This is a genomic window from Paenibacillus sp. FSL R7-0216, assembly GCF_037969915.1.
Classification (GTDB): Bacteria; Bacillota; Bacilli; order Paenibacillales; family Paenibacillaceae; genus Fontibacillus; species Fontibacillus rhizolycopersici.
Genome location: NZ_CP150222.1, coordinates 1184984 through 1207846, shown reverse-complemented (window position 1 = coordinate 1207846; position 22863 = coordinate 1184984). Strand labels below are relative to the sequence as shown.

The window sequence follows — 22863 nt, the reverse complement described above, 5'->3', positions numbered from 1 at the left end:
TCACCGGTAATCCCGGTATTCCTGAGGCGTGCAGCCGACCAGCTTCTTAAACAAGTACGTAAAATACGCCGAGGTCTGGATGCCTACGCGATCGGCCACCTCGTAAACCTTGATGCTCGGGTCGCACAGCAGTTCTTTCGCTTGCCGAATGCGGGTTTCCTGGACGTATTCCGAAATCGTCTTGCCCATTTCCTTCTTGAACAACACGCTCAAATAGCTGGCGTTCAAATTGAACCGCTCGCCAAGCTGTTTAACCGTCCAGTTGTCCTGCACCCGTTCGTCGATAAACGCGGCTACCTTCCGGATCAAATGGCGCTGCTGGTTCATCCGTTCCTGCGCCTCCACCGTCATATACCGATCCACGCACTCCATCAGAAATTCGATGATTTGTTCCGCGCTGCTGCAATCCAGCATTTGGCGCCAAAGCACGATATTCGTTTCCTGGTCTGCCTCGCCGCCCCGCCGAAGCGTTCGGATCAACTCGCTGAGGAAGCTCATGCCGATGGCCTGTACGTAGGAAAAAGAAGGCTGTCCTGACAGCAGGTCAATTACCCGGTTCATCTTTTCCCGGACGGCGGCAGCATCTCCCCCCTCCATTTGCCGGATGGCTTCCGGAATCCACTGCTCCCGTAGACGGTAATCATCGAACGCGCCGGCATCCGGCGTTTCTCCTCTCACGATTTGCCCATCCGCAATCAAGCGAGCCTGGGCCATACGGAACCTGATCTCCTTATAGCGATCGGGAAGTTCCTTCCAGTGGCTTACCGTCGGACTGCAGCCTATCGTTACGGTCGAGTCATGCTGCTCCTGCAAAATAACCTGAACGAACCTCAGCTGCTTCTCGATCCGCGCTTTGTCCTCTGCCGACGGGTCCAGCTGTAAAGCGGCGATTTCATCGGGAGACGTTTGCGCCAGCCAAACTGAACCGAACCCGGACAAGGCGACGTCGACCGTCTGGCGGAACAAGGCCGACAGCACGACCCGCTCCTCGGCCCGTTGTTTCAACGACAAGAAATGGTCCAGACTGAACACAAACAGGCGTAATTCACGAACCGCCGCAGGCAGCACCATCAAGCCGTCCCAGGAAGCTTCCATATCTTCCCCGGGGACAAGTCCAGCCAGCAGATCGCTGAGGACGCGTTCCCGGACCAGGCGCTGGCTGCCGGACACTTTTCGCTTCAAATCCTCAGTCTGCTCGGCCAGCCTGCGCATGTTCTCCAGCGTTTCCCGCATCGTCGTTAAACGGTTTGACACTTCTTCCAGCTTCAATGGCTTGAGCACGTACCCTTGCGCCCCGACATGGATGGCGTCCTGTACGAACTCGAATTCGTTGTATCCGCTGATCATCAGCACTTGAAGCCGGGGAAGCAGCTCTTTCGCCCGGGCAACCAGCTCGATGCCGTTCATGCCGGGCATGGCGACGTCGGAAATCAGGACGTCAAATGCCGTTTGGCGAATCGCGTCCAAGGCCTCCTCGCCCGATTCTCCCGTCTGCGGCTCCTCATACCCGAGCTCCCGCCACTGGATGTAGCGCACCAAACCCTGAATGTTCGATGGCTCGTCATCCACGATCAGTACCTTCAGCAATTCCATGTCTTCTCAGCCCCTTCTTCGGATGATGGGCGGCTCGGTACATGCCGGAAACCGGATCGTTGCCCGCGTCCAGTCTCCCGCCTCACTGTCCAGCTTCAATGCCGCTTCCTCGCCAAAATATAACGCCAATCGCTCCCGGATGTTCGCCGTCCCGAACCCGTTCCCGCTGCCAAGGTAAGTCCCTGCCTCCAACGCGGCCAGCACCTCCGGCGCGATTCCTTGGCCGTTATCGACCACCGACATGGCAACGCTGTCGCCGTTCCGCCATACGGCGATGCGAATTGCCCCATCCCCTCTTCGTGTTATGGCCCCATGTGCGTAACAGTTCTCTACGATCGGTTGAAGCAAGGTTTTTAGCGTATACAAGGAGAGTACCTGCTCCTCGATGTCCCATTCGAGCCGGACCCGCTCCGGATACCGCAGCTGCTGTACCTCCAGATACGCCTTCACATGCTCCAATTCCTCGCGAATCGGAATCACCGCGACCTGGTTGTTTAACGTCTGTCGGTAGAAGGTACTCAACGCGTCAATGATACGGACCTGCTCTTCGTCTTGCGCGTCCAGCGCACGCCAGCGGAGCAGACTCAAGGAATTGTAGATAAAATGCGGATTGATCTGCGCCTGCATCGCCTTAAAGGCTTGCTCCCTCTCCAGCAAACTCGAGGTTCGGATGTCTTCAACCAAACCTCCGAGCCGCTCCGACATGGAATTGAACATCAGCTCCAGATCGCCAAGTTCATCCTGTACCTTGTTACGGATCGTTACGTCGAATTCGCCGCGCGATAGATCGTACATCCGATGCCCCAGCCGTCGGATACGCCGGACGACGTTATTGATAATCGTCGTAATCAGGAACATGGAGAGCACCAGCAGGAGGATCGCCGTCCCGGCGATCAACGCCAACAGGGTGATGCTCCTGCCGTCCATATACTTCATCTGCGTTAAGGCGACGACATACCAACCGGAGGTGAGAGGTTCAAGCGTTACGAGCTGTTTAGTCCCGGTCAGGTCATAAACGGCGGCCGCGGCCGGATCTTCCTTGTCGATCTCTCCACTCCTCCTCCCCTCGATCCCATCGTCCCCCTCCGGCCAGCCCGACGCCAGAACGCGACGGCCAATCTTGTCCTGTTCGGTCGTGGCCAATATGCGTTTTTCGTCATCCACAATGTACAAACTTCCGTCCTCGGCAAAAGGGTGCTTCAGCAAATTGCCGAACACAACGTTATAGTCCAGCAAGATATACACCATGCCAAGCGGCTCCCCAGCGCTGTTTAAAATTTTGCTCGTCAACACGATCCGGCCGGGATGTTCCGGCGCCGTGCTCCAGAACAGGAGCGTAGAGGAAGCCATCGTCTTCTCGTACCAGTCCCATTCGTCCAGTCCGGACAGAAGCCGATGCTGCGGCCGCCACAAGAGCCGTCCGTCCTCCACCAAGGTATCGTTGGTATGATAAATGCGAAAATCTATGATCCCCGGCAAATACTTACTCGTCAGCATGAAATTGCGATCCAGATAATCGACGGTATCAATAATCTGTGTCATGTCCGCATATTCCCGCCCAAGCCGGGCGATCAGCTCACTATCGGTCGCCGTGCGAATCGCCAGCAGGTCGTAGCTTTTCTTGCTGTAATCAACGTTGATTGCGGTCTGCTTGATCGATTCGTCAACGGTCGCCACGTAATTTTCGTGAAAGCTGCGCACAACCACTCCCATTGTGATGCCGCCGAGGATCAAGCTGGGCACCAGCAAAATCAGGCCGTACATAACGAAGATTTTCCTTCGGAGGTTCATCCCCCGGGTAAAGCGGATTACGCGGTTCTCCAGCCATACTCTCACGCTTGCTGCTCCTTCCCCTTATATCAAGAGTGGACCTTTTACTTTGCCGCTGCTTACACGAATTCAGAGAAGTAACGACCTCTTTGGGCCGGGCGGAGAAATAACTGCATGTAGGCAGTTATTCTTCAGAACCCTCATAACAGCAAAAACAGGGCTGCCCCCGATCCTTGTAAAGATCGGGGCAACCTTGTTTCAGAGCGGTCGACACCGCTGCATAACGCCTGGTGTTAGCCGTTTTGTTCCTCGGCCTTCAGCTGTTCCTGCCATTCGGTCTTCAGCTCGCTCCAGTGAGCACGTTTCTCCAACGCGGCCTGGAACTCGTTCCATGCCTCTTCGAAAGCGGCTTCGTCCTTGGCCATGATCAGCTTGGCTTTATATTCGGTTTTGACGGCATCCAGCTCCGGCAAATATTTCTCCCATAAGCCTCCCGCCTTCGCTTTGACCCGGTCATACGGCTCCGCGACGCGGATCGTGCCCATTTTGCCGATTTTCTCGGTGAAATCGATCGTCTTCAGACGGCCCTTTGGCTCGGTCAAATTGTAGTTCCACCACGGGTACCATTCGTTGCTGTAGGAGGAAGTCATATATAGTTCTGGCGTGGTGCTGACCTTCTTCGCCTGATCTCCCGAGTCGTGCAGGGTCTGGTATTCTGCGTCCGTGTACTCCCACTTGCCCAGCGGACCGTCAACCCAGTCCCAGAACACGCCGGCCGGACCTTCGTTAACCACTTGCTGCTGCTCCGGTTTCGGCTGCAGGGTGTAATCGAAGAACTTGAGGATGGCGTCCAGGTTTTTCGTCTTTTTGCTAATGTAGACGTCATTTCCCGGGAACGGATTGATAATCTGGTTATACCCGAGCTGGCTTACGCCCTCGACCTGAGGATACGGAATCGTCTCATAATACCAGGCCGGCTCCGTCGGACCGTCGAGGACTTCCCACAGCTGGGCGTCCATATTAAAGAAACCGCCGGTATTCATCGCAATGCGCCCGGTTTTGTTTTTTTCCTTGTAGCGTTCCTTCTTGTCGGTCATCACTTCATGGTCCAAGAGACCTTCGCGGTACATCCGGTTCATCCATTGATAAGCCGCCTTGTACTGCGGGTCGTCGTAGATAAAGACGTACTCGCCGCCTTTCTTCTCCACAGGGATGACGCCGCCGGCCGCTGTCGTGGTCACGCCGAAGGTGCTCAGGATGACGTTCTCGTCGCTGGCCTCAGACAGGAAGCTAAGCGGGATCAGCTTGTTGCCGTTCGCATCCTTTTGCTCGGCAGCGAGCTTCAAATATTTCTCCACGCCGTCCAGCGTTTTTAGATCGTCCATCGTCATGCCGGTCTTCTCCAGGACATCAGTGCGAACGAACCAGCCACCGGAGGCCCACCCCGGCCATGGATCTTCCGGATGCTGGTCAAACCAGGTCGGAATCGACCAAATATGGCCCTCCTCATCCTTCATGGGCTCCAGATATTCCTTCGGAATCGAGGCAAGGCCTGGATATTTGTCCGGCATGTCGAAGTATTGCTCCAGAGGCAAGATCGTATTGGAGCGGATCATGGCGTTATCGACGATATCACCGCGGCCGAAGATCGCCGCATCCTCGAAGCCGCCCGTGTTCAGCTTCAGGTTAAGCGCCGTCATGGCATCGCCCTGCGTTGATTCCAACTGAAGATCGATGAACGGCTCATGCTCGCGCCAGTAATTTTGCACCATGCTGTTGTTGTTGATCATGGCGGTCCAGCCGAGCCATAGCTTAAAAGTCGAGGTGTCTTCGCTTGTTGCGGCATTCCCGCCTTCGGAGCTGTTGGTTTCTGCGCCGCCTCCGTTTCCCCCGCCGCCGGAACAAGCTGCCAAGGCAATCATGAACGCCGCAAGCGTGGCTGCCATCCATCTTCGAATCCAAGTTTTCCGTGAATTCAACATCGTTTCCCCCTTCATTTTTTGATTCAACGTGTGTGATTTCATCCAGTTGCTTGATTCTGCCGATCCCTGATGTTTATGAGGTAACATCACCCCTTGACGGAGCCGATGAGTACTCCCTTAACGAAATACTTCTGCAAAAACGGATAAACACAAAGGATCGGAATCGCGCTGACCATCACGGTCGCCATCTTGATCGACATCAGCGTCACGTTGGACAGCTGGGTGCCGCGGGCAAGCGATTCGATGTTGTTGTTCGAGCCTAGCACCGTCGAGATATTTTGTGCCGACAATAGCTGCTGGAGGAAGGTTTGCACCGGAATCAGGTTTTGGTCCGTGACGAAAAACGCCCCTGCAAACCAGTCGTTCCAATGGCCGACGGCCGTAAACAAGGCGAGTGCGGCCAACATCGGCTTCGATAACGGCAAGATGACCGACAACAGCACGCGGATCGGATTAGCTCCGTCAATCTCCGCGGATTCCACAAGCGCGGCCGGAATACCCTGAATGAACTTCAGCATGACGAACATGTTCCAGGCCGAAAACGCCCCGGGGACGATATAGACCCAAAACGTGTTTAGCAAATGCAGCTCGTTCAGTTGGATGTAAAACGGGATCAACCCGCCGCTGAATAACATCGTGATCAGCACATAGGTCAACAGGACGCCCCGAAGCGGCATTCGCTCGTAGGACAGTCCAAATGCGGCAAGCAGCGTCACTAACAGTCCGGCCAACGTACCGATAAGGGTTCGGGTGACCGTGATCAGGTAGGCATGCCGAATGACGACGTTGCCCAATACGATCTCGTAATTCGCCCAGGTGAACTGCCTAGGCCACAGATACACCCCGCCTTTGGCTGCGTCGCTGCCAACGTTGAGCGAAATCGACAGCATATACATGAAGGGGTAGATGACCGAAGCGCACAGGAGCAGCATCAGGAAGACGATGACGGCTTGGCTGATTTTTTCGCCCTTGGAAGTTTGCATCGTTTACCACAGCCCCTCTCCGTTAGCTTTTCTGGACAGCTGGTTCGTGCCGATCACCAGGATCAGGCTTAGCAAAGAGGATAACATCCCGACGGCGGTCGCCATCCCGAAATACCCCTGCTGCAAGCCGCTTCGCAAAATGTACGTATCCAGCACGTCCGCGACCGGCTGGTTGGCCGGATTCATCAGCGGGTAGATCTGATCCATCCCAACGGCGATCAAGCTTGGCATGCTGAGGATCAGCACGATCGAAATGGTGGGCATCATTCCCGGCAGCGTAATGTGCCGCATCTGCGCCCATTTCCCCGCTCCCTCCACCTTGGCCGCTTCATACAGCTGCGGATCGATGGTCGTAATGGCGGCCAAGTATAGAATCGTGTTCCATCCGACTTCTTTCCATAAACTGCTTGTGACGATCATCGGGCGGAACCACTGCGTCGATCCCAGGAAGAAGACCGGGTCGCCGCCCAGGTTCGCGATCAGCTGGTTCACCAGTCCGCCATCCAGCGTCAGGAAGGACTGCAAAATGTACGCAACGACGATCCAGGAGAAAAAATGCGGCAAATAGCTGACGGATTGGACGAACCGCTTGAAGCCGTTATGCCGCAGCTCGTTGATCAACAGCGCCAGCAGGATGGGCGCCGGAAACCCGAACACGAATTTCAGGACGGCGATGTACACCGTGTTCCGCACCACCAGCCAAAATTGATCGTCCTGCAGAAACGCAAAATTCTCTAGCCCCACCCAAGGGCTGTTCCATATCGTCGTGCCGATTTGAAACTCCTTAAACGCCACCTGGATGCCCGCCATCGGCACATAGCTGAACAGGAACAGTAAGACGACAGCGGGCAGAACCATAAGATACTGCCAGCGGTATTTTGCAAGTTTGGTAAGCACCGTATCACCTCTTGGGGTTCATTATAAGTCCACCATGTAAGCGGAACCATATAGCAACGGTTGGATTTCTGTCGTTCTGATTGGAAGGTGGAGCGACTTAGTCATCATGTAGTTCCCCAAACCCAAAGGCACGATTTTTGTGGATAGACGAAGGTGCGTAAGGTGCAAATAGTGTGGAAGAAATGCGTTGTGATGCTTCGGTGTGAATGGTGCCATTGTGTGCGGTCGATGCGGGTAATACGAGCCAATGTTGCAATTCCTGCAACATTTTGGGCTCACCTGGAGCCCTAAGGCGTAAAATGTTGCATTTAGTGCAACATTTCATGGCAATTTGGGCCTTCTGCTCCAAAAATGCTGAACTTTATGCAGCATTTTAACTAGAACGCCCGTGGTCCCGATTAGAATGTTGCACAAACTGCAACATTTGCGCTTGTCGCAGGTTTGTGGCGGGGGTGGCAGGGGTGGAGGGGGTACGTAGGCACCTACTTCCCAAAAAAACGCGAGCCCGCGGAGGACCCCATCGTCCCCCGCGACTCGCGTCGCTCTGCCCTACTGCTCTATTCCCACAATTTCATGCGCTCTTCGTAGTTCTTGTTGTAGACTTCCTCCAGTTTCGGCAAGCCGGCGGCATCCACCTGCTTCATCATGGTGTCGTACAAGGCGACCAACTCCTGCTCGCTTGGAGCCAGGGCCATCTTCAGGAAGAACTCGTTAATCGTTTCGTTAACCTTCGTCTCCATGATCGCTTCCGGCGTACCGCCGGCCGGGCCAAGGCTGTCGTAAGGAGCCGTGTCGAACGACGTGTCCGCGAGGTTCTTGATCGCGAGGTCGGTCGTCGGATCGTTCATGCCGCGGCCGATCAGGTCATACGGCGTACCGTCGGAGCCCGGTCCGTTCTTGATCGTCCAGGTCCATTTGCGGATCCCGGTCGTGCGGGAAGCTTCCGCCCAATCCTTCTTGAAGGCGTCCAATACTTCCTGATGCGGCACATGCTTGCCGTCCTTCATGTCCCAATGCTCGCCTTCCACGCCCCACATCATCAAATATTGCCCTTCTTCGCTGGCGAGAAAATCAAGGAACTTGATCGTGCGTACCGGATCCTTGTTCGTTTTGCTGATGGTAATGCCGTCCCAACCGAGCGAACTCTTTGGCCCGTAAGACGTTTGGTCCGGTCCAACACCCGGCGCCAGCACTTTATATTGGTAGAACTGTCTCTCCTCCGCCTTAGCCGGGTCCGGGGCATCCGCCTTCAGCAAACCATTGGATGTCCCTACGTTCCAGCCCGCGTCGGCTGTGGCGAAGATATTCCCTGCCCCCAGCTTCTGCTCATATTGCTTCGTCTTCATCGTCACCCACTCTTTGTCGAGCAAACCTTGACGATACAGGGAATTCATATATTTCATCATGTCCAGGTACCGTGGATCGCGGATATCCTTCAGCAGCTTGCCGTCTTTCTCGTAAAACGGCATAATGCCAAACATCCCTTTGAACGTCCCGGTCACGCCGCTCATGTTCTCGCCGTTCAGCGTCATCGGGATGGTTTCCTTGCCGTCGATCGTCGGGTATTTCTCCTTAAACGCCTTCAGCAGGTTCTCGAACTCTTCAGCCGTAAACGGCTCGCCGTTGTTCACCTTATCTCCGACGCCCAGCTCCTTCATCAAATCCATCCGCATCAGGAAGCCGAACACCGGATACTGCTCCAGCCCGTACCAGTTGGCCAAATAGTAGTTCTTCCCGTCCATGCTGCGCGTCTTCTTCAGCGTATCTCCGTACATCTTCTTGATGTTCGGTCCGTACTTCTCGATCAAGTCATCCAACGGAATAACGGCTCCCGAGGAAATATACTTGTTCATGATGTCGCTGCCGCGGCTCATCAACACGATGTCCGGCAAGTCGTTACTCGCCAGCATCAGGTTCAGCTTCTCCGCCGGATTCCCGGTCGGCTGTTGGATCTCTACCGTCACGCCGGTTTTTTCTGTAATCGCTTTCGCTACCGGGTTTGTAAAAGGATCCCCCGTGTTCTGGTCAAACAACGTTAACGTGATCGGCGACTTATCATCCGCCGGTGCCTCCCCGTTCGTTCCTCCGTTCGCCGCGGGCGAATTCCCCCCGGCCGACGGGGCGTTCCCGGACCCGCAGCCTGCAAGCAGGGCGAGGATCATCATAGAGGATACCATGAATAGCAGCTTCTTCTTCATTCGCGTAAACCCCTCTCTTGTGCTTTTGCGCTTGGACCTCAAGCTCACCTCAATTGTAAAAAGCGCCATCCTGTTTATCCATAACGCAATGTTACTATTCATAGTGGAAAACGACTTTCATCGATTCGGCCGGTATTTAGCCCACGCTTAGCCCATATTCAGCCGGGTTTCGAGATCTGACGCGTTCGGATTCAGCGGCAGGCGGATCGTGACATTCGTCCCGATTCCGAGCCGGCTGAAGATTTCCACGCCATAGTGTTCTCCATAGGCCAGCTTGATTCGGTCGTCTACGTTTTTGATGCCATAGCCGGATTGATTGCTGGCTTTGCTGAACGCTTCCTCCAGCCGCTCGCGGGTCATCCCCTGCCCATCGTCGATCACCTGCAGCAGGAGATCGTCACCCTCCCCCTTCAGCCTAACGATGATGTGGATGCCGGCTTCGTTCCAAATCGCATGGTTGATGCAGTTCTCGATAAACGGCTGCAGGATCAGCTTGATGACCGTCCGGTTAAACAACGACTCGTCCAGATCATAATGCATGTGCAGCATCCCGCGGAACCGAATCTCCTGGATCGAAACGTAATTTTTGACCAGTTGGATTTCCTGTTCCAAGAGGACCACCCTTTTCCCTTTGTTCAGCGAGATCCGATAATACTTCGACAAATGGCTGACCATTTGGTAGACCTGCGTGCTGCCCTCCTTCAAGGCGAGCGAGGAAATCGAAGACAATGTGTTATACAGAAAATGCGGGTTAATCTGTGCCTGCAGCGTCGTCAACTCCGAATCCTTCACGGCGATTTCCTTGACGTACACCTCGTCGATCAGCTCCTGGATTCGAGTGGTCATCTTCTGAAAGGCGTACGACAGCTGCCCGATTTCATCGTTGCCCATCGGTTTGCGTTTGACCTGGAAATTCCCCCGCTCCACCTTGCGAATTTGCTGCAGCAGCACCTCGATCCGCTTCGTAATCACCTTGGCCGTAAAGAAAATCAGCAGCGCAGCCACCGCAATCACGGTTACGGAAATCCAGACAATCCGCTTCGTCGCCTTATTCGTATTGGCCAACAACTCGTCATAAGGAACGGTAATGACCGTCGTCCAACCATTACTTAGCTTCTTGTACGTAAAAAAGCGTTCCTGACCGTCGATCCGCGTGTCAAACTTTCCGCCGGACAGCGTCAGATCGGCTTGAATCGGATAGACGTCAAACAACTGTCGCCCCTTCATCGCGGTATCTCCGGAGCTGATGACACGTCCGTCGCTGTCGATGATGTAGACGCTCTTATTGACGTTTTCTTTTTCGATCAGGGAATAGATTTCCTTGTCGTCGATGTTAATCGTCAGGATGCCGTAAGGATGCATCAAGCTGAAGTAACTGAGTGAGCGAGCAAGCGTAACGTAGGACGCCCCTGTCTGCGGATCGTCGATATGAGTGTATACCGGGCTCCCCGCCGCATTCAGCGCTTGTTGCTTCACCGTGTCCGGCAGCTCCTCGGTGTATTTGATGTACTGCTTATCGGAATATAACGTCTTGTTATCGATGTAAATCGTGATGCCTTGAATATTGGCGTTGGAGATCAACATGGAAGACATCGTACGATTGATATACTGGAACGCATCCAGATAATAAAAAGCTTGTTCGTAATCATTGGACAAAAAATTCCGCAGCTGCGCGTCCATATAAAGAATATTCGTCAGTTGCTCATAGTACCCCAGCCGGTTTTCGAGATTCGTATTAATCTGATTCAGCGTGCCGCTTAACGAAGCATATGTCTGCTCGGTGATCGTGTCCCGCGTGGAGGTATAGGAATAATAAATGAGCACGGAGCACGGAATGAAGGATACGAGCAGGAAAATAATAAACAGCTTGTTGCGCAGCCGCAAATTGGCGAACCAATGCTGCCTGAACAAAGAGATCCGCCGCATGACGGGGCTTCTGCCGTCCGTCTCCCTATAGATTTTTTCGATATTCATTGGGCGTGACTCCTTGGTTTTTCAGGAATAAGGATATGAAATAGGACGTGCTCTCATAGCCGATTTTCTGGGCAATATCCTGCACTTTCAGCGACGGATCAGCTAACATCTCCTTGGATTTCTCCAAGCGGATCCGCGTCAGGTAATCATGGATCGTCATACCGGTTTTATCCCGGAAAATGGACCGCAAATAGTTCGGCGACAGATAAACCTGGCTGGATAAGCTTTGAATCGTGATCGGCTCGTGAAACGTCTGGTCGATGATCTGGCAAACTTGTTGCACAAGCCTCGCGTTTTTGTCCGTGGATCGCTCCATCAGCAGCTCCAGATAATGCGCGGCTGCCCGCCGGATGGCTGCCTCAATCTCCTCCAGCGTCTGGCAATCGTAAATGGATTGGTAGAGGGTTGCGCGCTTGACCGGTTCAGCGTAGCCTTGCAGGCTAGGGCTGTGAAGCCGTTCCTCCAGGCGGGCCAGCAGATCAATCCCCCACTCGTACACGAGCGGCTTGTCGATCCGCAGCTGACGCACATTCGTGAGAAATTCGCCCAGAATTCCTTCTGCATCTTCGCCTCGGAGCTGCTGCAGCGCCTCCATCCACTCCTGCTCAGGGAAGGGGGGCAGTGAGTCATAGGGATACCCCGGTTTGACATCCCCGGCATAAATGATCTGTCCCGGACCAAGATAGAACCTTTCGTCCCGCAGGCTACGCGCCCGCTCATACAGCCGGGAGATGCCGGCTGGCCCGGTCTCTTCACTGTCAATGGCCAGCGTCACCGACAGCCCCAGCAATCCCCGAATCGTCTGTTGCAGGGTGCCCCACTGCTCATGCGTAACCCCCGGCTGGCTTCCGGGCTCAGCCTCGATAAAGATCGCAAGCTCGCCTTCTTGAAGTGCGGCGACCACGGCGTCCTTGCGAACGGCGTGGAAATACTCCTCCGCCACCTCCGGCAGGCGGGAGATTGCCGCTCCCCCCGTGTCAGACGTCTCCCCGCCGGTGAAGCGGTCTACGCTGCAGAGCGCCAGCGTGTAGGTACCGGCGACTTCCCGCCGTTCCAGCTTACCGAGCGCGGCGGCGAGCTGCAACCGTCGAACGGCGTCTTTTTCATGGAGCAGTTCCTTCAACAATTTGGCTTTGGTCATCTGGATCGATTTATATTTTAAACGCACCTCTTCACACTTCTGCTTCACTCGCCCCATCACCCCGGTGATTTCCTCCAGGTCCAGCGGCTTAAGCAAATAGCCAACCGCGCCGACGTGCAATGCGGATTTGACATAATTGAACTCGTCATGACCGGTCAAAAAAACGATCTGCATCCAGTCGTAGTATTCGCTGACCCACTTTGCCAGCTCCAGGCCGTCCATCAGCGGCATCTGTACGTCCGTCAGCACGATGTCGGGTTGAATGGCATGGATTTTCTCCTGAGCGTCCTTCCCGTTGATACCGACACCGGCCACGTAAATCCCCATATCCTCCCAACGGATGAAGTCCCGCATCATCTCCAATTCCAATTCCTCGTCGTCCACCAGAAAAATGCTGTACATGTCCGCAAGCCCCCTTCTTATGCAGCCTTTCCGAATCTAATAACCGTAAGGTTAGGCAGTTCCTTGAACTGCCTCCTCTTTGATTATAGCGCTTACATGCAGGCGAACTGAATCCTCCTTTCGCATGAAAGTTATTTTCAAGCATGATTCGATACATTGCTTTATCGACATTGAATTTTCGGGGGTCTTATAATTTTTTTAAGCCGTAAAGCTGAATGCCACGACTAAGAAACCAATGCGAGGTGCCGCTATGCAAACCGACTTGAATCTACGCGAAGGTACGGAACTGAAAATTCCGCGCCGCAAATTATGGCCCGTCTTTAAACAGCAAAAATATCTGTTCCTCTTGATGCTGCCGGCGCTCATCTGGGCGATCCTGTTCGCCTATACTCCCATGGCCGGATTGTATATGTCGTTCGTCAACTACCAGCCCACGCTCGGCCGATTCTGGTACAGCCTGTTCCACAGCGAATTCGTTGGGCTGCAGTGGTTCCGTTACTTTTTCAATAACGGCGATTTCCTAATCATCCTGCGCAACACTTTGGCTTCGACGTTGATCACTCTTCTGTTCTCGTTTCCGATGCCGATCCTGATCGCGCTGGCGATTAACGAAATCAAAAACGTCCAATTCAAAAAAATCGTACAGACGTCATCGTATTTACCGTATTTCATCTCCTGGGTCATCGCGGCCAACATTATCGTGACGTTGCTGTCCTCGGACGGGGCGGTGAACGCGCTATTGAAGTTTTTTCACATCACGAATGAGAGCATCTTGTTCCTGCAGAACGGCAAGTATTTCTGGTGGATCGTCGCGCTGGGCAACACGTGGAAGGATATGGGCTACAGCTCGATTATGTATTTGGCAGCCATCTCTTCAATCAACCCGGAATTGTACGAGGCGGCCAAGGTGGATGGGGCTAACCGGTTTAAGCAGATTCGTTTTATCACGCTCCCGCATCTAAAGCCCACGATCGTCATTCTGCTGATTCTAGCTATGGGCGGCATTCTGAACGCCGGGTTCGACCAGCACTTCCTGCTGGGGAACGATCTGACGAAGGACTACTCGGACGTGCTATCGACCTACTCGTTCCGCTACGGGATCCAGAACGGCATGTTCTCGTACGCTGCCGCCGTGGGCATGTTCAGCTCGGTTGTCGCCTTTATCATCGTGGTGATCGTCAACAAGATCGCGAAAAAAATCAACGGCCAGTCCTTGTTCTAAACCTGGCATGGAGGAAACGGCATGAAAAACCATAAAACGATTACCGAGCATCTGTTTGACACTGCTCTATACCTGTTCCTGTCGGGCATCTTTCTCGTCACGTTCTATCCATTCTGGAACATTCTCATCATCTCGCTGAACGACGCCACGGACTCGCTGCGAGGTAATCTGTATTTCTGGCCGCGGGAGTTTACGTTTGCCAGCTACGTCACGATTTTCCGAAACCCGGAAATCTGGAGCGCACTGCAGGTGACGGCACTGCGGACGGTGATCGGGACCGCGGTGTCGATCATCTGTATCTCCATGCTGGCCTACACCTTAAGCAAACGTTATTTGCTCGGCTGGAAGTATTTCTCGTTTTTCTTCGTATTTACGATGTATTTCGGCGGCGGCCTGATTCCGACGTATATGGTCATCAAGGCGCTGGGGTTAATCGATTCGTTCTGGGTGTTTATCTTCCCGGGCTTGATCGGCGTGTTCCTGATGATCCTCGTGCGGACCTTCATCGAGCAGCTCCCCGGCGAAATTGAAGAATCGGCCAAAATCGACGGCGCGAACGACCTGCAGATCTTCGTCCGCATCGTTCTCCCGCTGTGCGTGCCCGTGCTGGCGACGATCGGCTTGTTCCTGGCCATCGGCCATTGGAATTCCTGGTACGATTCCTACATCTATACGTATAAACCGGAGCTTAAGACGCTGCAGGCGGTCCTGGTTAAAATCCTGAACCAATTCCAGACCGGCGCGATGATGACCGATGCCCAGCAGATGGCGCAAAACGCTAAACGCATCCCGGTATCCAGCGAAAGCATCCGGATGGCGGTCACGATGGTCGCGACCCTTCCAATCATCATGGTGTACCCGTTTGTGCAAAAGTACTTCGTCAAAGGAATCATGATGGGTGCGATCAAAAGTTAATGTGTGGGAATGAAGAAACCCGTCGCGGCGAATGCCGGACGGGTTATTTGTTGTGGGGGGAAGCTGTGTGCATGCGTGCTTACGTGCGTATGCTTGCTTGCTGGTAACTCGCGAGTGTGAGCGGGCGGACGTTCCTCCACCCGTCGCCGAAGGGGCAAAATGTTGCATTTTGTGCATCATTTTGCGCTCGCTGGGCGGGTTGAGGGGGAATTGTTGCATTTTATGCAACATTTCTGGCCCCAGTCGCCGTGATGCGGTGGGAATGTTGCAGTTTTGGCAACATTTCAGCCGTTTCGGCGGTTATGCCCGCGAAAATGTTGCACTTTTCACAACATTTCGCCTCGGTCGGACAGCCGCTGCACGTATCTAGCAGCCAAGCACCACCCGCCTAGTTCACCTGGCTAGTTAACTAAGGCCAGCTTCGTTTTGCTCAGGCAGGCCAAATTCAAGCTTAGCCCAGCGCTTTTTCCCGCTGAATCAGCTCCAGCAAAGCTCCGCAGCCCTGCTGCACCAGGCCGTAGACCTCTTCGAAATTCCCTGTGTAATACGGATCGGGAACCTCCTTCAACTGCGATTCCGACACGAGGTCCAGCAACTTCACGATCTGAGCATCGGTCTTAAGAGCCAGCGCCTTCAAATCGCGTTCATTTTGGTTATCCATCGCGATGATATAATCGAATTTGTCAAAATCATCCTGCGCCACCTGTCGCGCTTGCAATCCCTCATAGGAAATGCCGTACTGGTCCAAAATGCGGCGCGTACCGTGATGCGGCGGATTTCCCGTATGCCAATTGCCGGTTCCCGCCGAATCGATCACAAACTGTTCGCTTAATCCCGCTTCGGTAACCCGATGCCGAAAGACGGCTTCCGCCATGGGCGAACGGCAAATGTTCCCCAGGCATACAAACAAAACTCCCACTTTGCGTTTGTCGTTATCCATGGTTCTCCCTCTTCCTTCCTATAAGCGATCTACACTCTCTTAGCAGATCGTACTATAGGCGGTCCAAAAAGTCATCTTTGGTCCACGGTAAGCCGGAGAACAACCGAAGCTTCAGGCTTTGCGCGCCACCGGAATCCAGATTTCGCTTCGGTAGTTAGGCAGCGACGTGTCCGGACTCTCGTTCCACAAAAGTTCAGGACCTTCGGCCAATTCGTAATGTGCGGACGGGAACCACTCCGAATATATCCGTCCCCATACGTTCTGCAGCGTCTCCGGGAACGGGCCGACCGCGGTAAATACCGCCCACGTCGAAGCCGCTACCTCTAACGAAGCGTAGCCTTCTGGGCAAGCGTGTGTTGTAGCCACGCCGAGGTAATGGTCCAGCTCCCCTTGCTCCTCCATGCGCCCCTCCGAGAAGTTGGCCGACGCACTGATCATCCCGGCGGGTTCGAGGTTGGACAACCCCTTCAGCCTAGCAATCCTCTCCGGGGTTAAGCTTTGCGCCATTTCCGCAATATGCGGGTTAACCCCCTGAAATTGGATCGGCACCCGTTTGTGCAGGCCGACGATCCGAAAAGTTTCCTTCTCCACGATCCGATAATTCATTTCGTTTCCTCCTTGTATGGTGAGTTGGAAGGTCATCCGAGGATAGGCTTTGAGCGGTGCTCCCGGATCTCTTGCTTCCGACGGCGTGATTCCATGCAGGCCTTGGAATGCCCGGGTAAAGGCATCGGCGGAACCGTAACCGTATTGGATCGCAACGTCGATGACCCGCACCGGTCCCTGCTGCAGCTCGAAGGCAGCCAGCGTCAGCCGCCGACGGCGGATATATTCCGACAGCGGGATCCCGGCCAGGAACGAAAACATCCGCTTGAAATGGTATTCCGAGCAAACGGCGATCCGGGCGACTTCCTCATAATCGATTTCGTCCGTCAAATTCCGCTCGATGTAGTTCAAAGCCTCGTTCATATTTTTCAGCACATCCATCGTTAGCACCTCCTCTGGTTCCCAGCATAACAAGAGTCCTTCGGCCCCATCCGACTTTCCGCGCACCGGTTTTGCGGGGGGGTCCAGACCAGGCTGGCGAAATGAGTTTGGTACCAGTATAACGAATCAAAAGGAACGCCGAAAGTTTCAGCCAATCGCTCGCACGAATCCGAACAAAACAAACAAAGGGAAGGCCACCGGCCTTCCCTCCAATGCTACGGATATAGCCATCCTTATGGCGTTTCCGTCAAGATTTCTTCCGTCGTCCCCATCCCCTCATCCGCCCAATCCGCGGACGTATACAACGTGAAGATCAGATCCCGATTCGCTTCCGCGAACCAGGTTAACCCGCCGTCCGTGGACAACTTCGCTTCCCCGCGCGCATAAGGATCGGCGTCGCTGTAAGCAAACCCATAGTTGTTGTCCGTACTTGGCGTATAGTCCGAGCCGGGCGACTTCAGAATGAGACCATACGTTTTGCTCGTATCCAGTCCTTTGAGCTGTGGGTAAATCGAATATGGCGAGATCGAACCCGTGATGTTGTAAGCCGGAAGCGAAGCCGTAAACAGCTTCTCTACCGGTTGGCCCTGATCGTCCAGCACGACCAGCTCGAAGTAATAAGCGTCCTTCGGTACCTCATTGCGATAACTCTCATAAATGTAGACATCCAGCTTAGGCAAATCCGCATGCTCTAAAGTGAAGGTCTGCATCCGCTGAATTCCCGCCCGCACGTCGGAGTAATTAGCGTATCCCAGATCGCTGTCATCCTGGTCGATGCGGCTGCCTCCCTCTCCGAGCGCGTAATAGGCTTCCAACTCATAGATTGAAGGCACGCCATAGTTCGTATTCAGATAGAGTCTCAGCTTGGTTGTCGTAATCTCTGGAAACTTCAACGTCCGGTTGTCGCCTAGCGTAAATCCTTTCGTGATGTTCCGGTATGCCGAGCCGTCCCAATATTGCAGCGTATAATGGGCCGTTTTGAAATACGGATCGCGGAACTCCTTTACGACAACCTGGTTCATCTTCGTTTCCGTGCCAAAATCGATTTCCGCCCATTGATCGTTCTGTTGTCCGTCAGCCGCATTCCAGCGCGTCGTGGGATCGCCGTCGGTCAACTTATCCGCCTCGTAGCCGGGATCGCCCCAAGTCGAGGAGACGTTGACAGGCTTCCCTAACGCCAGATTCATCGGTAACGGATCGGCAGGTGCCGGTTTTCCTGAACCCACGATTTGAATGATCGCTGAGCCTTTCGCTTCCAGCGGATACGTTAACGCTCCCTGCGCCGTGCCAAGCGATCGCCCGCTGTAGAGCTCGGTCAGCCGGTATTTTTTGTTGGGTTTGAGGCCCAGATCGGCCAATTCGACCTGGATGTCCTGGGCCTGGTTCGTCCAGTTGGACAGCCCGACTACCAGGTTGTCTTTCCCCTGCGTCAGCACAGTAACAGCAGGGGAATGCGCCTCATGATGGTAAAAGTCTGTCATCTGCAGCGGTTTCGCCGCCTGCCCTTTTTTCACCAGATCAAGCAGCTCCTCATTGTGCAGCCAAGCCAACCGGTCCTCGTCGATGAAAGGCAAGTTATCGCCGATCAGGTAATGGCCCCCGCCCAACGTCACCGCGGTATTTAACAACTTGGCATCCTGCTGACTGAACTTGTACCAGAACCCTTGGATCACGTATTGCGGAATGATCATGTCCGGGTCGTTGTATTCGTAGATCGTACCGTTCGTCCACCACGAAGCGGCGGTATTAAACGCCTGCCGCTCAATGCCGGAGTAGCTGGCTACGCCAAGCGACGTGTCGCAGGCCGCCCGCCGACCATGGGCAAACGCGGCCGGCAGCAGCGGCGCGATCGACTCGTTGATGTAAATCGGGCGATCCGCCGCCAACACCGCATCGCGGATGATGCCCATCCCGATCCGGTAGTTCTGCATTCCATTCACCCAAGGATCGTAATGCTGGCCTTCGTACATGCCCATATCGATAAAATCCAGCTTAATGTAATCGTAGCCCCAGCGGATGTAATCGTCGATGTTCCGCTTCACGATTTGCTGTGCCACCGGATGGCTGAGGTCCAGCGCATAGGTGTTCAGATAGGTTTTGATCAGGTTCCCCTGCTCGTCCTTCAGACAAATGTCGCGATGAGTCAAGCCCGTGCCTTCGATCGGCAAATCGAGCCATTCCTCATAAATCGTAAACGGCGTCGAATATCCGCCCGCCTTGAGCCCTTTGGCATGCACGTAGTCGATGAACTTGGTGATCGATTGTTCAAAGGGCAGTCCGCTTTCCGCTTGAAAACCGCCATCCAGATTGAAATAGTCATACCCCTGCGGCTTCAAATGCTCCGCTACGTAATCGACCATTGCGTACATGGCCTCCGCAGTAGCATAGCGATCATGCGAGTAGAAGGTGTTATAACCCATCGGCACGTCGCCGTCCCACTTCATATAAGGCTCCCCCTGGTTATAGACGGTGCCGTATTCCTCCAAGCCATGCTGGTAATCGTCATAATACCCGAGGAAAAACAGATCGGAGGACACCGTTGTTCCGCTATGACTTCCCCCCCAGTTGTACAGGGAAAATTCGGTCAACGGACCGTTTGGAATTTCCGCTTCGCCGAGCTTTTGGCTGCTTTTCCAATTCTGGACGGTGGCCGCACCGCCAACAAAGCCATGTTTATTCTCGTTATCAAATACCGCCGCGACCCAATGGCTGATCCCGTTGAAGTCGTCCCACGTCAGCTGCTCGCCGGCGAAGCGGTCGGCTCCGTTTTGGCTTTTGCCGAAATCGTCGACCGGCGCGACCCCGAAATCGAAATTGTTCGAATATGGCGCCGTAAAGATCTTCTTCGCATCGCCCGCCCCGATCTCGATCCGCTGTGCGTCCATGGGCGTCAGCTCCTCCACGGTCAGCCCGTCCGCCCGCTGCACCTGCATGTCAGTGAGCACGAATGAAACCTTAGGGTACAAGTAAAAGTTCAAATCGATTTGCTCGCCGGTTTCCAACTGGCTGTGAATCGTCAGCTTACGCCCGTTTTTGCCATAGTTGTCCGGTTTCAGTTTGGTCCACTCGGCCGAACTTTCCACGGCATCCCGGGTTGAGCGGGTTTCGCCGCCCTTCTCCCGGAAGCTCGCCTCGAACTGCGGCACGACCGGCAGTCCGTCCCACGACAAGCTGCCGGTCCCTTGCGCCAAATCGAAAACCAACGAGTGCCTTCCGTTCGACGCCTGAACGATGTTGCCGTTTCGGGCATAAGCCCCGGCTTCTTCCTCCGCCTGTACAGCCTGCGCGGATCCCAAAGGTCCGGAGAAAGCGAGTGTACCGGCTAACCAAAGAATGCATGCGAGCGTCGTCTTCCCTGTCCGTAAACGTCTTTTCACCTTTACGCCTCCCTCAATCTTGAATGGGTGGAACCTCGGTTTACGATGCCAGAACTGGATGTATTTTCTATCCTCATTCTAAAAACGGCCCTGTCCCACAGCTATACCGCATTGTAATGATTCATGCAGGAAAACGCCTTACATTCAAATTTGGCACAAAAAAGCCCGCTCCCTGCGCATATAGGCGTGGGGTGCGGGCGGTGCGGCTGAGATCAGTTGGCGTTCATACGGTGCAGGCTACCTTGTGCAAGCCCGGTACGCGGTAGGGGAGATCCCGGCATGGCTCTTGAACTGGCGGGAAAAATGGGCCAACTGCATGCCCAGCCGATCAGCAATGTCGGCGATGCTGTCGTCGGTGAAGGTCAGCAGCCGCTTGGCTTCCTCCATCCGTTTGCGCTGTACGTAATGCATGGGGGTGACGCCCATGATTTTTTTGAAATAAGGAATAAAATAATTCGGATGCAAATGGACGATGTCGGCCAGCGTTTCGATTTCAATCGGCCCGTACAGATGCTCTTGGATGTATTTCAGCACGCCGCTCAGCTTGTTCCGTTCCGTAAACTGCATATAGTCCTTCAAATAATCGCGGTATCCCCCCTCCTCCAGGCAGCAGGCGAGCAGGTTCAGGAGACAAGCCTGCATGCGCAGCCCGGCAAAAGGGCCGCCAGACTGAAACTGGCGGATCATCTCGTCGAAGGTCGCACGGACGTACTCCAGATTGCCGGCATCGCTGATAAACAACTTGCTTCCGGCATGAAACAGCGGCCATTCCCCTATTTGGGCGTCGAAATGACAGAAATAACGCGTATAGGGATCATCCGGGTTCGTAGACGTCGTCTGGCTTGTCCCTGCCGGCATGATCATAAGTTGGCCCGGTCGAGGATAATAGGTCTCCCCGTTGATGATCACCGAGCCTTCCCCTTCCGCGATAAAATAAAGCCGGTTGAAGCTAGGAGCCAGCTCCGTCCGGTTCCAGCCGGGAAAGCCACTTCGCAGCTGGGCATGCGTCACCGTCACGGTCAAGCTCTCGGGCAGCCGCCCGGCGAGCAGATCCATCTCATTCATCGTTTCCCATTCCCTTTGTTGGAGTGTAAGCCCTTCCACTTTCAAGGTTTCTGATCTCATTGTAGCATTCGCATTTATCGAATACACCTTAATTTTGCGCAAAACCGTCTTAATCCGTGCCCTTCTCAACCCTTTCGATTCAAGCTAAGCTAAGAGCGACAGGACTACATAAAAGCGGACAGGATATTTAGTTTGAGGTTCAAAGAAGGTTACCTCTAAGGGAAAGGCAGGGAGCATTTAAATGGATAAACTACGTTTCGCCATTATCGGCATCGGCAATATGGGCACATCCCATGCGTTGAACCTCTGCGGCGAGATCCAGGGTGCGGAGCTGACCGCCGTATGCGACACCAACCCCGAGCGCCTGAAGTGGGCGAAGGAACATTTGCCGGAGACGGTGCAGACTTTTGACACGCCGGAAGCGTTGTTCGCTTCGCGGGCGATGGATGCCGTGCTGATCGCCACGACGCATTACGATCACCCGACGCTGGCGGTGCAGGCTTTTGAGAGCGGTTACCATGTACTCGTGGAGAAGCCGGCCGGCGTGTTCACCAAAGCGGTCCGCGAGATGAACGAAGCGGCCGCGAAGTCCGGCAAGCAGTTTGGTATCATGTACAATCAGCGGACCAATCCGCTGTACGCCAAGCTGCGCGACCTCGTATTGTCTGGAGAGCTGGGGGCGATCCGCCGCACGAACTGGATCATCACGAACTGGTATCGTTCGCAGAGCTACTACGACTCCGGCGGCTGGCGTGCCACCTGGGCCGGAGAAGGCGGCGGCGTGCTGCTGAATCAGGACCCGCACCAACTCGATTTGTGGCAGTGGACGACCGGGATGATGCCGAAGCGGGTCCGCGCGTTTTGCCACTTCGGCAAATACCGCAACATCGAGGTGGAAGACGACGTGACCGCGTACGTAGAATACGAAAACGGCGCCACCGGGCTATTCGTCACCACGACCGGCGAAGCGCCGGGCACGAACCGCTTCGAGTTGTCCGGCGACAACGGCAGAATCGTCGTGGAAGACGGCAAGCTCACGTTCTGGCGGCTGCGGGTGCCCGAGCCGCAGTTCAACGCGGAATATACCGGCGGCTTTGGCCAGCCGGAATGCTGGAAATGCGACATCCCGGTGAGCGGCGGCGACGGACCGCAGCATAAGGGGATTTTGCAGAACTTCACGAACGCGCTGCTGCGCGGCGAGAAGCTGCTCGCCCCAGGCGAGGAAGGCATCCGCGGCCTGACGATTTCCAACGCCATGCACCTGTCGGCCTGGACCGACGATTGGGTAGACCTCCCGCTGGATGAGGAGCTATTCTACGCCAAGCTGCAGGAGAAGATTCAAGCCTCCTCGTTCCGCAAGGACGGCGGCAGCGGCAAGGTGCTCGACGTGTCGGGGACACATTGAGCATTCGGGAGA

At 54.6% G+C, this 22863-nt stretch carries 15 protein-coding genes; 3 read left to right on the top strand and 12 right to left on the bottom strand.

Annotated features, from left to right (window positions below; translation table 11 throughout):
* The 8 genes from MKZ15_RS05095 to MKZ15_RS05060 form a co-directional block, all read right to left on the bottom strand.
* Complete coding sequence (locus tag MKZ15_RS05095) at positions 1–1593, bottom strand: response regulator (RefSeq protein WP_339820331.1); 1593 nt, start codon at positions 1591–1593, stop codon at positions 1–3.
* A 6-nt stretch (positions 1594–1599) separates the two neighbouring features.
* A complete protein-coding gene (locus MKZ15_RS05090; protein WP_244868527.1) occupies positions 1600–3429 on the bottom strand; it encodes a sensor histidine kinase in 1830 nt (609 codons plus the stop codon).
* Between the two features lie 227 nt (positions 3430–3656).
* Positions 3657–5345: a hypothetical protein gene (locus MKZ15_RS05085; RefSeq protein ID WP_339820327.1), complete on the bottom strand. Its 1689-nt coding sequence runs from the start codon at positions 5343–5345 to the stop codon at positions 3657–3659.
* An 86-nt stretch (positions 5346–5431) separates the two neighbouring features.
* A complete protein-coding gene (locus MKZ15_RS05080) occupies positions 5432–6328 on the bottom strand; it encodes a carbohydrate ABC transporter permease (RefSeq protein ID WP_213623526.1) in 897 nt (298 codons plus the stop codon).
* Between the two features lie 3 nt (positions 6329–6331).
* Positions 6332–7225 (bottom strand): ABC transporter permease subunit, encoded by an 894-nt coding sequence (locus tag MKZ15_RS05075; protein ID WP_244868528.1) that lies wholly within the window; start codon positions 7223–7225, stop codon positions 6332–6334.
* A 557-nt stretch (positions 7226–7782) separates the two neighbouring features.
* The gene (locus MKZ15_RS05070; RefSeq protein WP_213623545.1) at positions 7783–9390 is read right to left on the bottom strand and encodes an ABC transporter substrate-binding protein; all 1608 of its coding nucleotides are present in this window, start codon (positions 9388–9390) and stop codon (positions 7783–7785) included.
* Positions 9391–9570: 180 nt separating this feature from the next.
* Positions 9571–11397 carry a sensor histidine kinase gene (locus MKZ15_RS05065; protein WP_339820325.1) on the bottom strand — a complete coding sequence of 609 codons (1827 nt, stop codon included), beginning with the start codon at positions 11395–11397 and terminating at the stop codon, positions 9571–9573.
* On the bottom strand, positions 11375–12940 hold the full coding sequence (locus MKZ15_RS05060; protein WP_339820324.1) for a response regulator: 1566 nt from the start codon (positions 12938–12940) through the stop codon (positions 11375–11377). Before MKZ15_RS05060 ends, MKZ15_RS05065 begins: the two co-directional genes overlap by 23 nt.
* A 250-nt stretch (positions 12941–13190) precedes the next feature.
* On the opposite strand from MKZ15_RS05060, the gene MKZ15_RS05055 reads away from it, so the two are divergent.
* Positions 13191–14162: an ABC transporter permease subunit gene (locus MKZ15_RS05055; protein WP_155606356.1), complete on the top strand. Its 972-nt coding sequence runs from the start codon at positions 13191–13193 to the stop codon at positions 14160–14162.
* A gap of 21 nt (positions 14163–14183) precedes the next feature.
* Complete coding sequence (locus tag MKZ15_RS05050) at positions 14184–15077, top strand: carbohydrate ABC transporter permease (protein WP_155606355.1); 894 nt, start codon at positions 14184–14186, stop codon at positions 15075–15077.
* Between the two features lie 451 nt (positions 15078–15528).
* Here MKZ15_RS05050 and MKZ15_RS05045 read toward each other — a convergent pair whose 3' ends face one another.
* The 4 genes from MKZ15_RS05045 to MKZ15_RS05030 form a co-directional block, all read right to left on the bottom strand.
* The gene (locus MKZ15_RS05045; RefSeq protein WP_155608570.1) at positions 15529–16017 is read right to left on the bottom strand and encodes a low molecular weight protein-tyrosine-phosphatase; all 489 of its coding nucleotides are present in this window, start codon (positions 16015–16017) and stop codon (positions 15529–15531) included.
* Between the two features lie 111 nt (positions 16018–16128).
* The gene (locus MKZ15_RS05040; RefSeq protein ID WP_339820319.1) at positions 16129–17004 is read right to left on the bottom strand and encodes an AraC family transcriptional regulator; all 876 of its coding nucleotides are present in this window, start codon (positions 17002–17004) and stop codon (positions 16129–16131) included.
* Positions 17005–17237: 233 nt separating this feature from the next.
* Entirely contained in the window at positions 17238–20381 is a 3144-nt protein-coding gene (locus MKZ15_RS05035; RefSeq protein WP_339820317.1) for a discoidin domain-containing protein, read from the bottom strand.
* Positions 20382–20618: 237 nt separating this feature from the next.
* A complete protein-coding gene (locus MKZ15_RS05030) occupies positions 20619–21446 on the bottom strand; it encodes an AraC family transcriptional regulator (RefSeq protein WP_193415621.1) in 828 nt (275 codons plus the stop codon).
* A gap of 241 nt (positions 21447–21687) precedes the next feature.
* Between MKZ15_RS05030 and MKZ15_RS05025 the strand changes: the two genes are divergently transcribed.
* On the top strand, positions 21688–22851 hold the full coding sequence (locus MKZ15_RS05025; protein ID WP_339820313.1) for a Gfo/Idh/MocA family oxidoreductase: 1164 nt from the start codon (positions 21688–21690) through the stop codon (positions 22849–22851).
* The last annotated feature ends 12 nt before the right edge of the window (positions 22852–22863 follow it).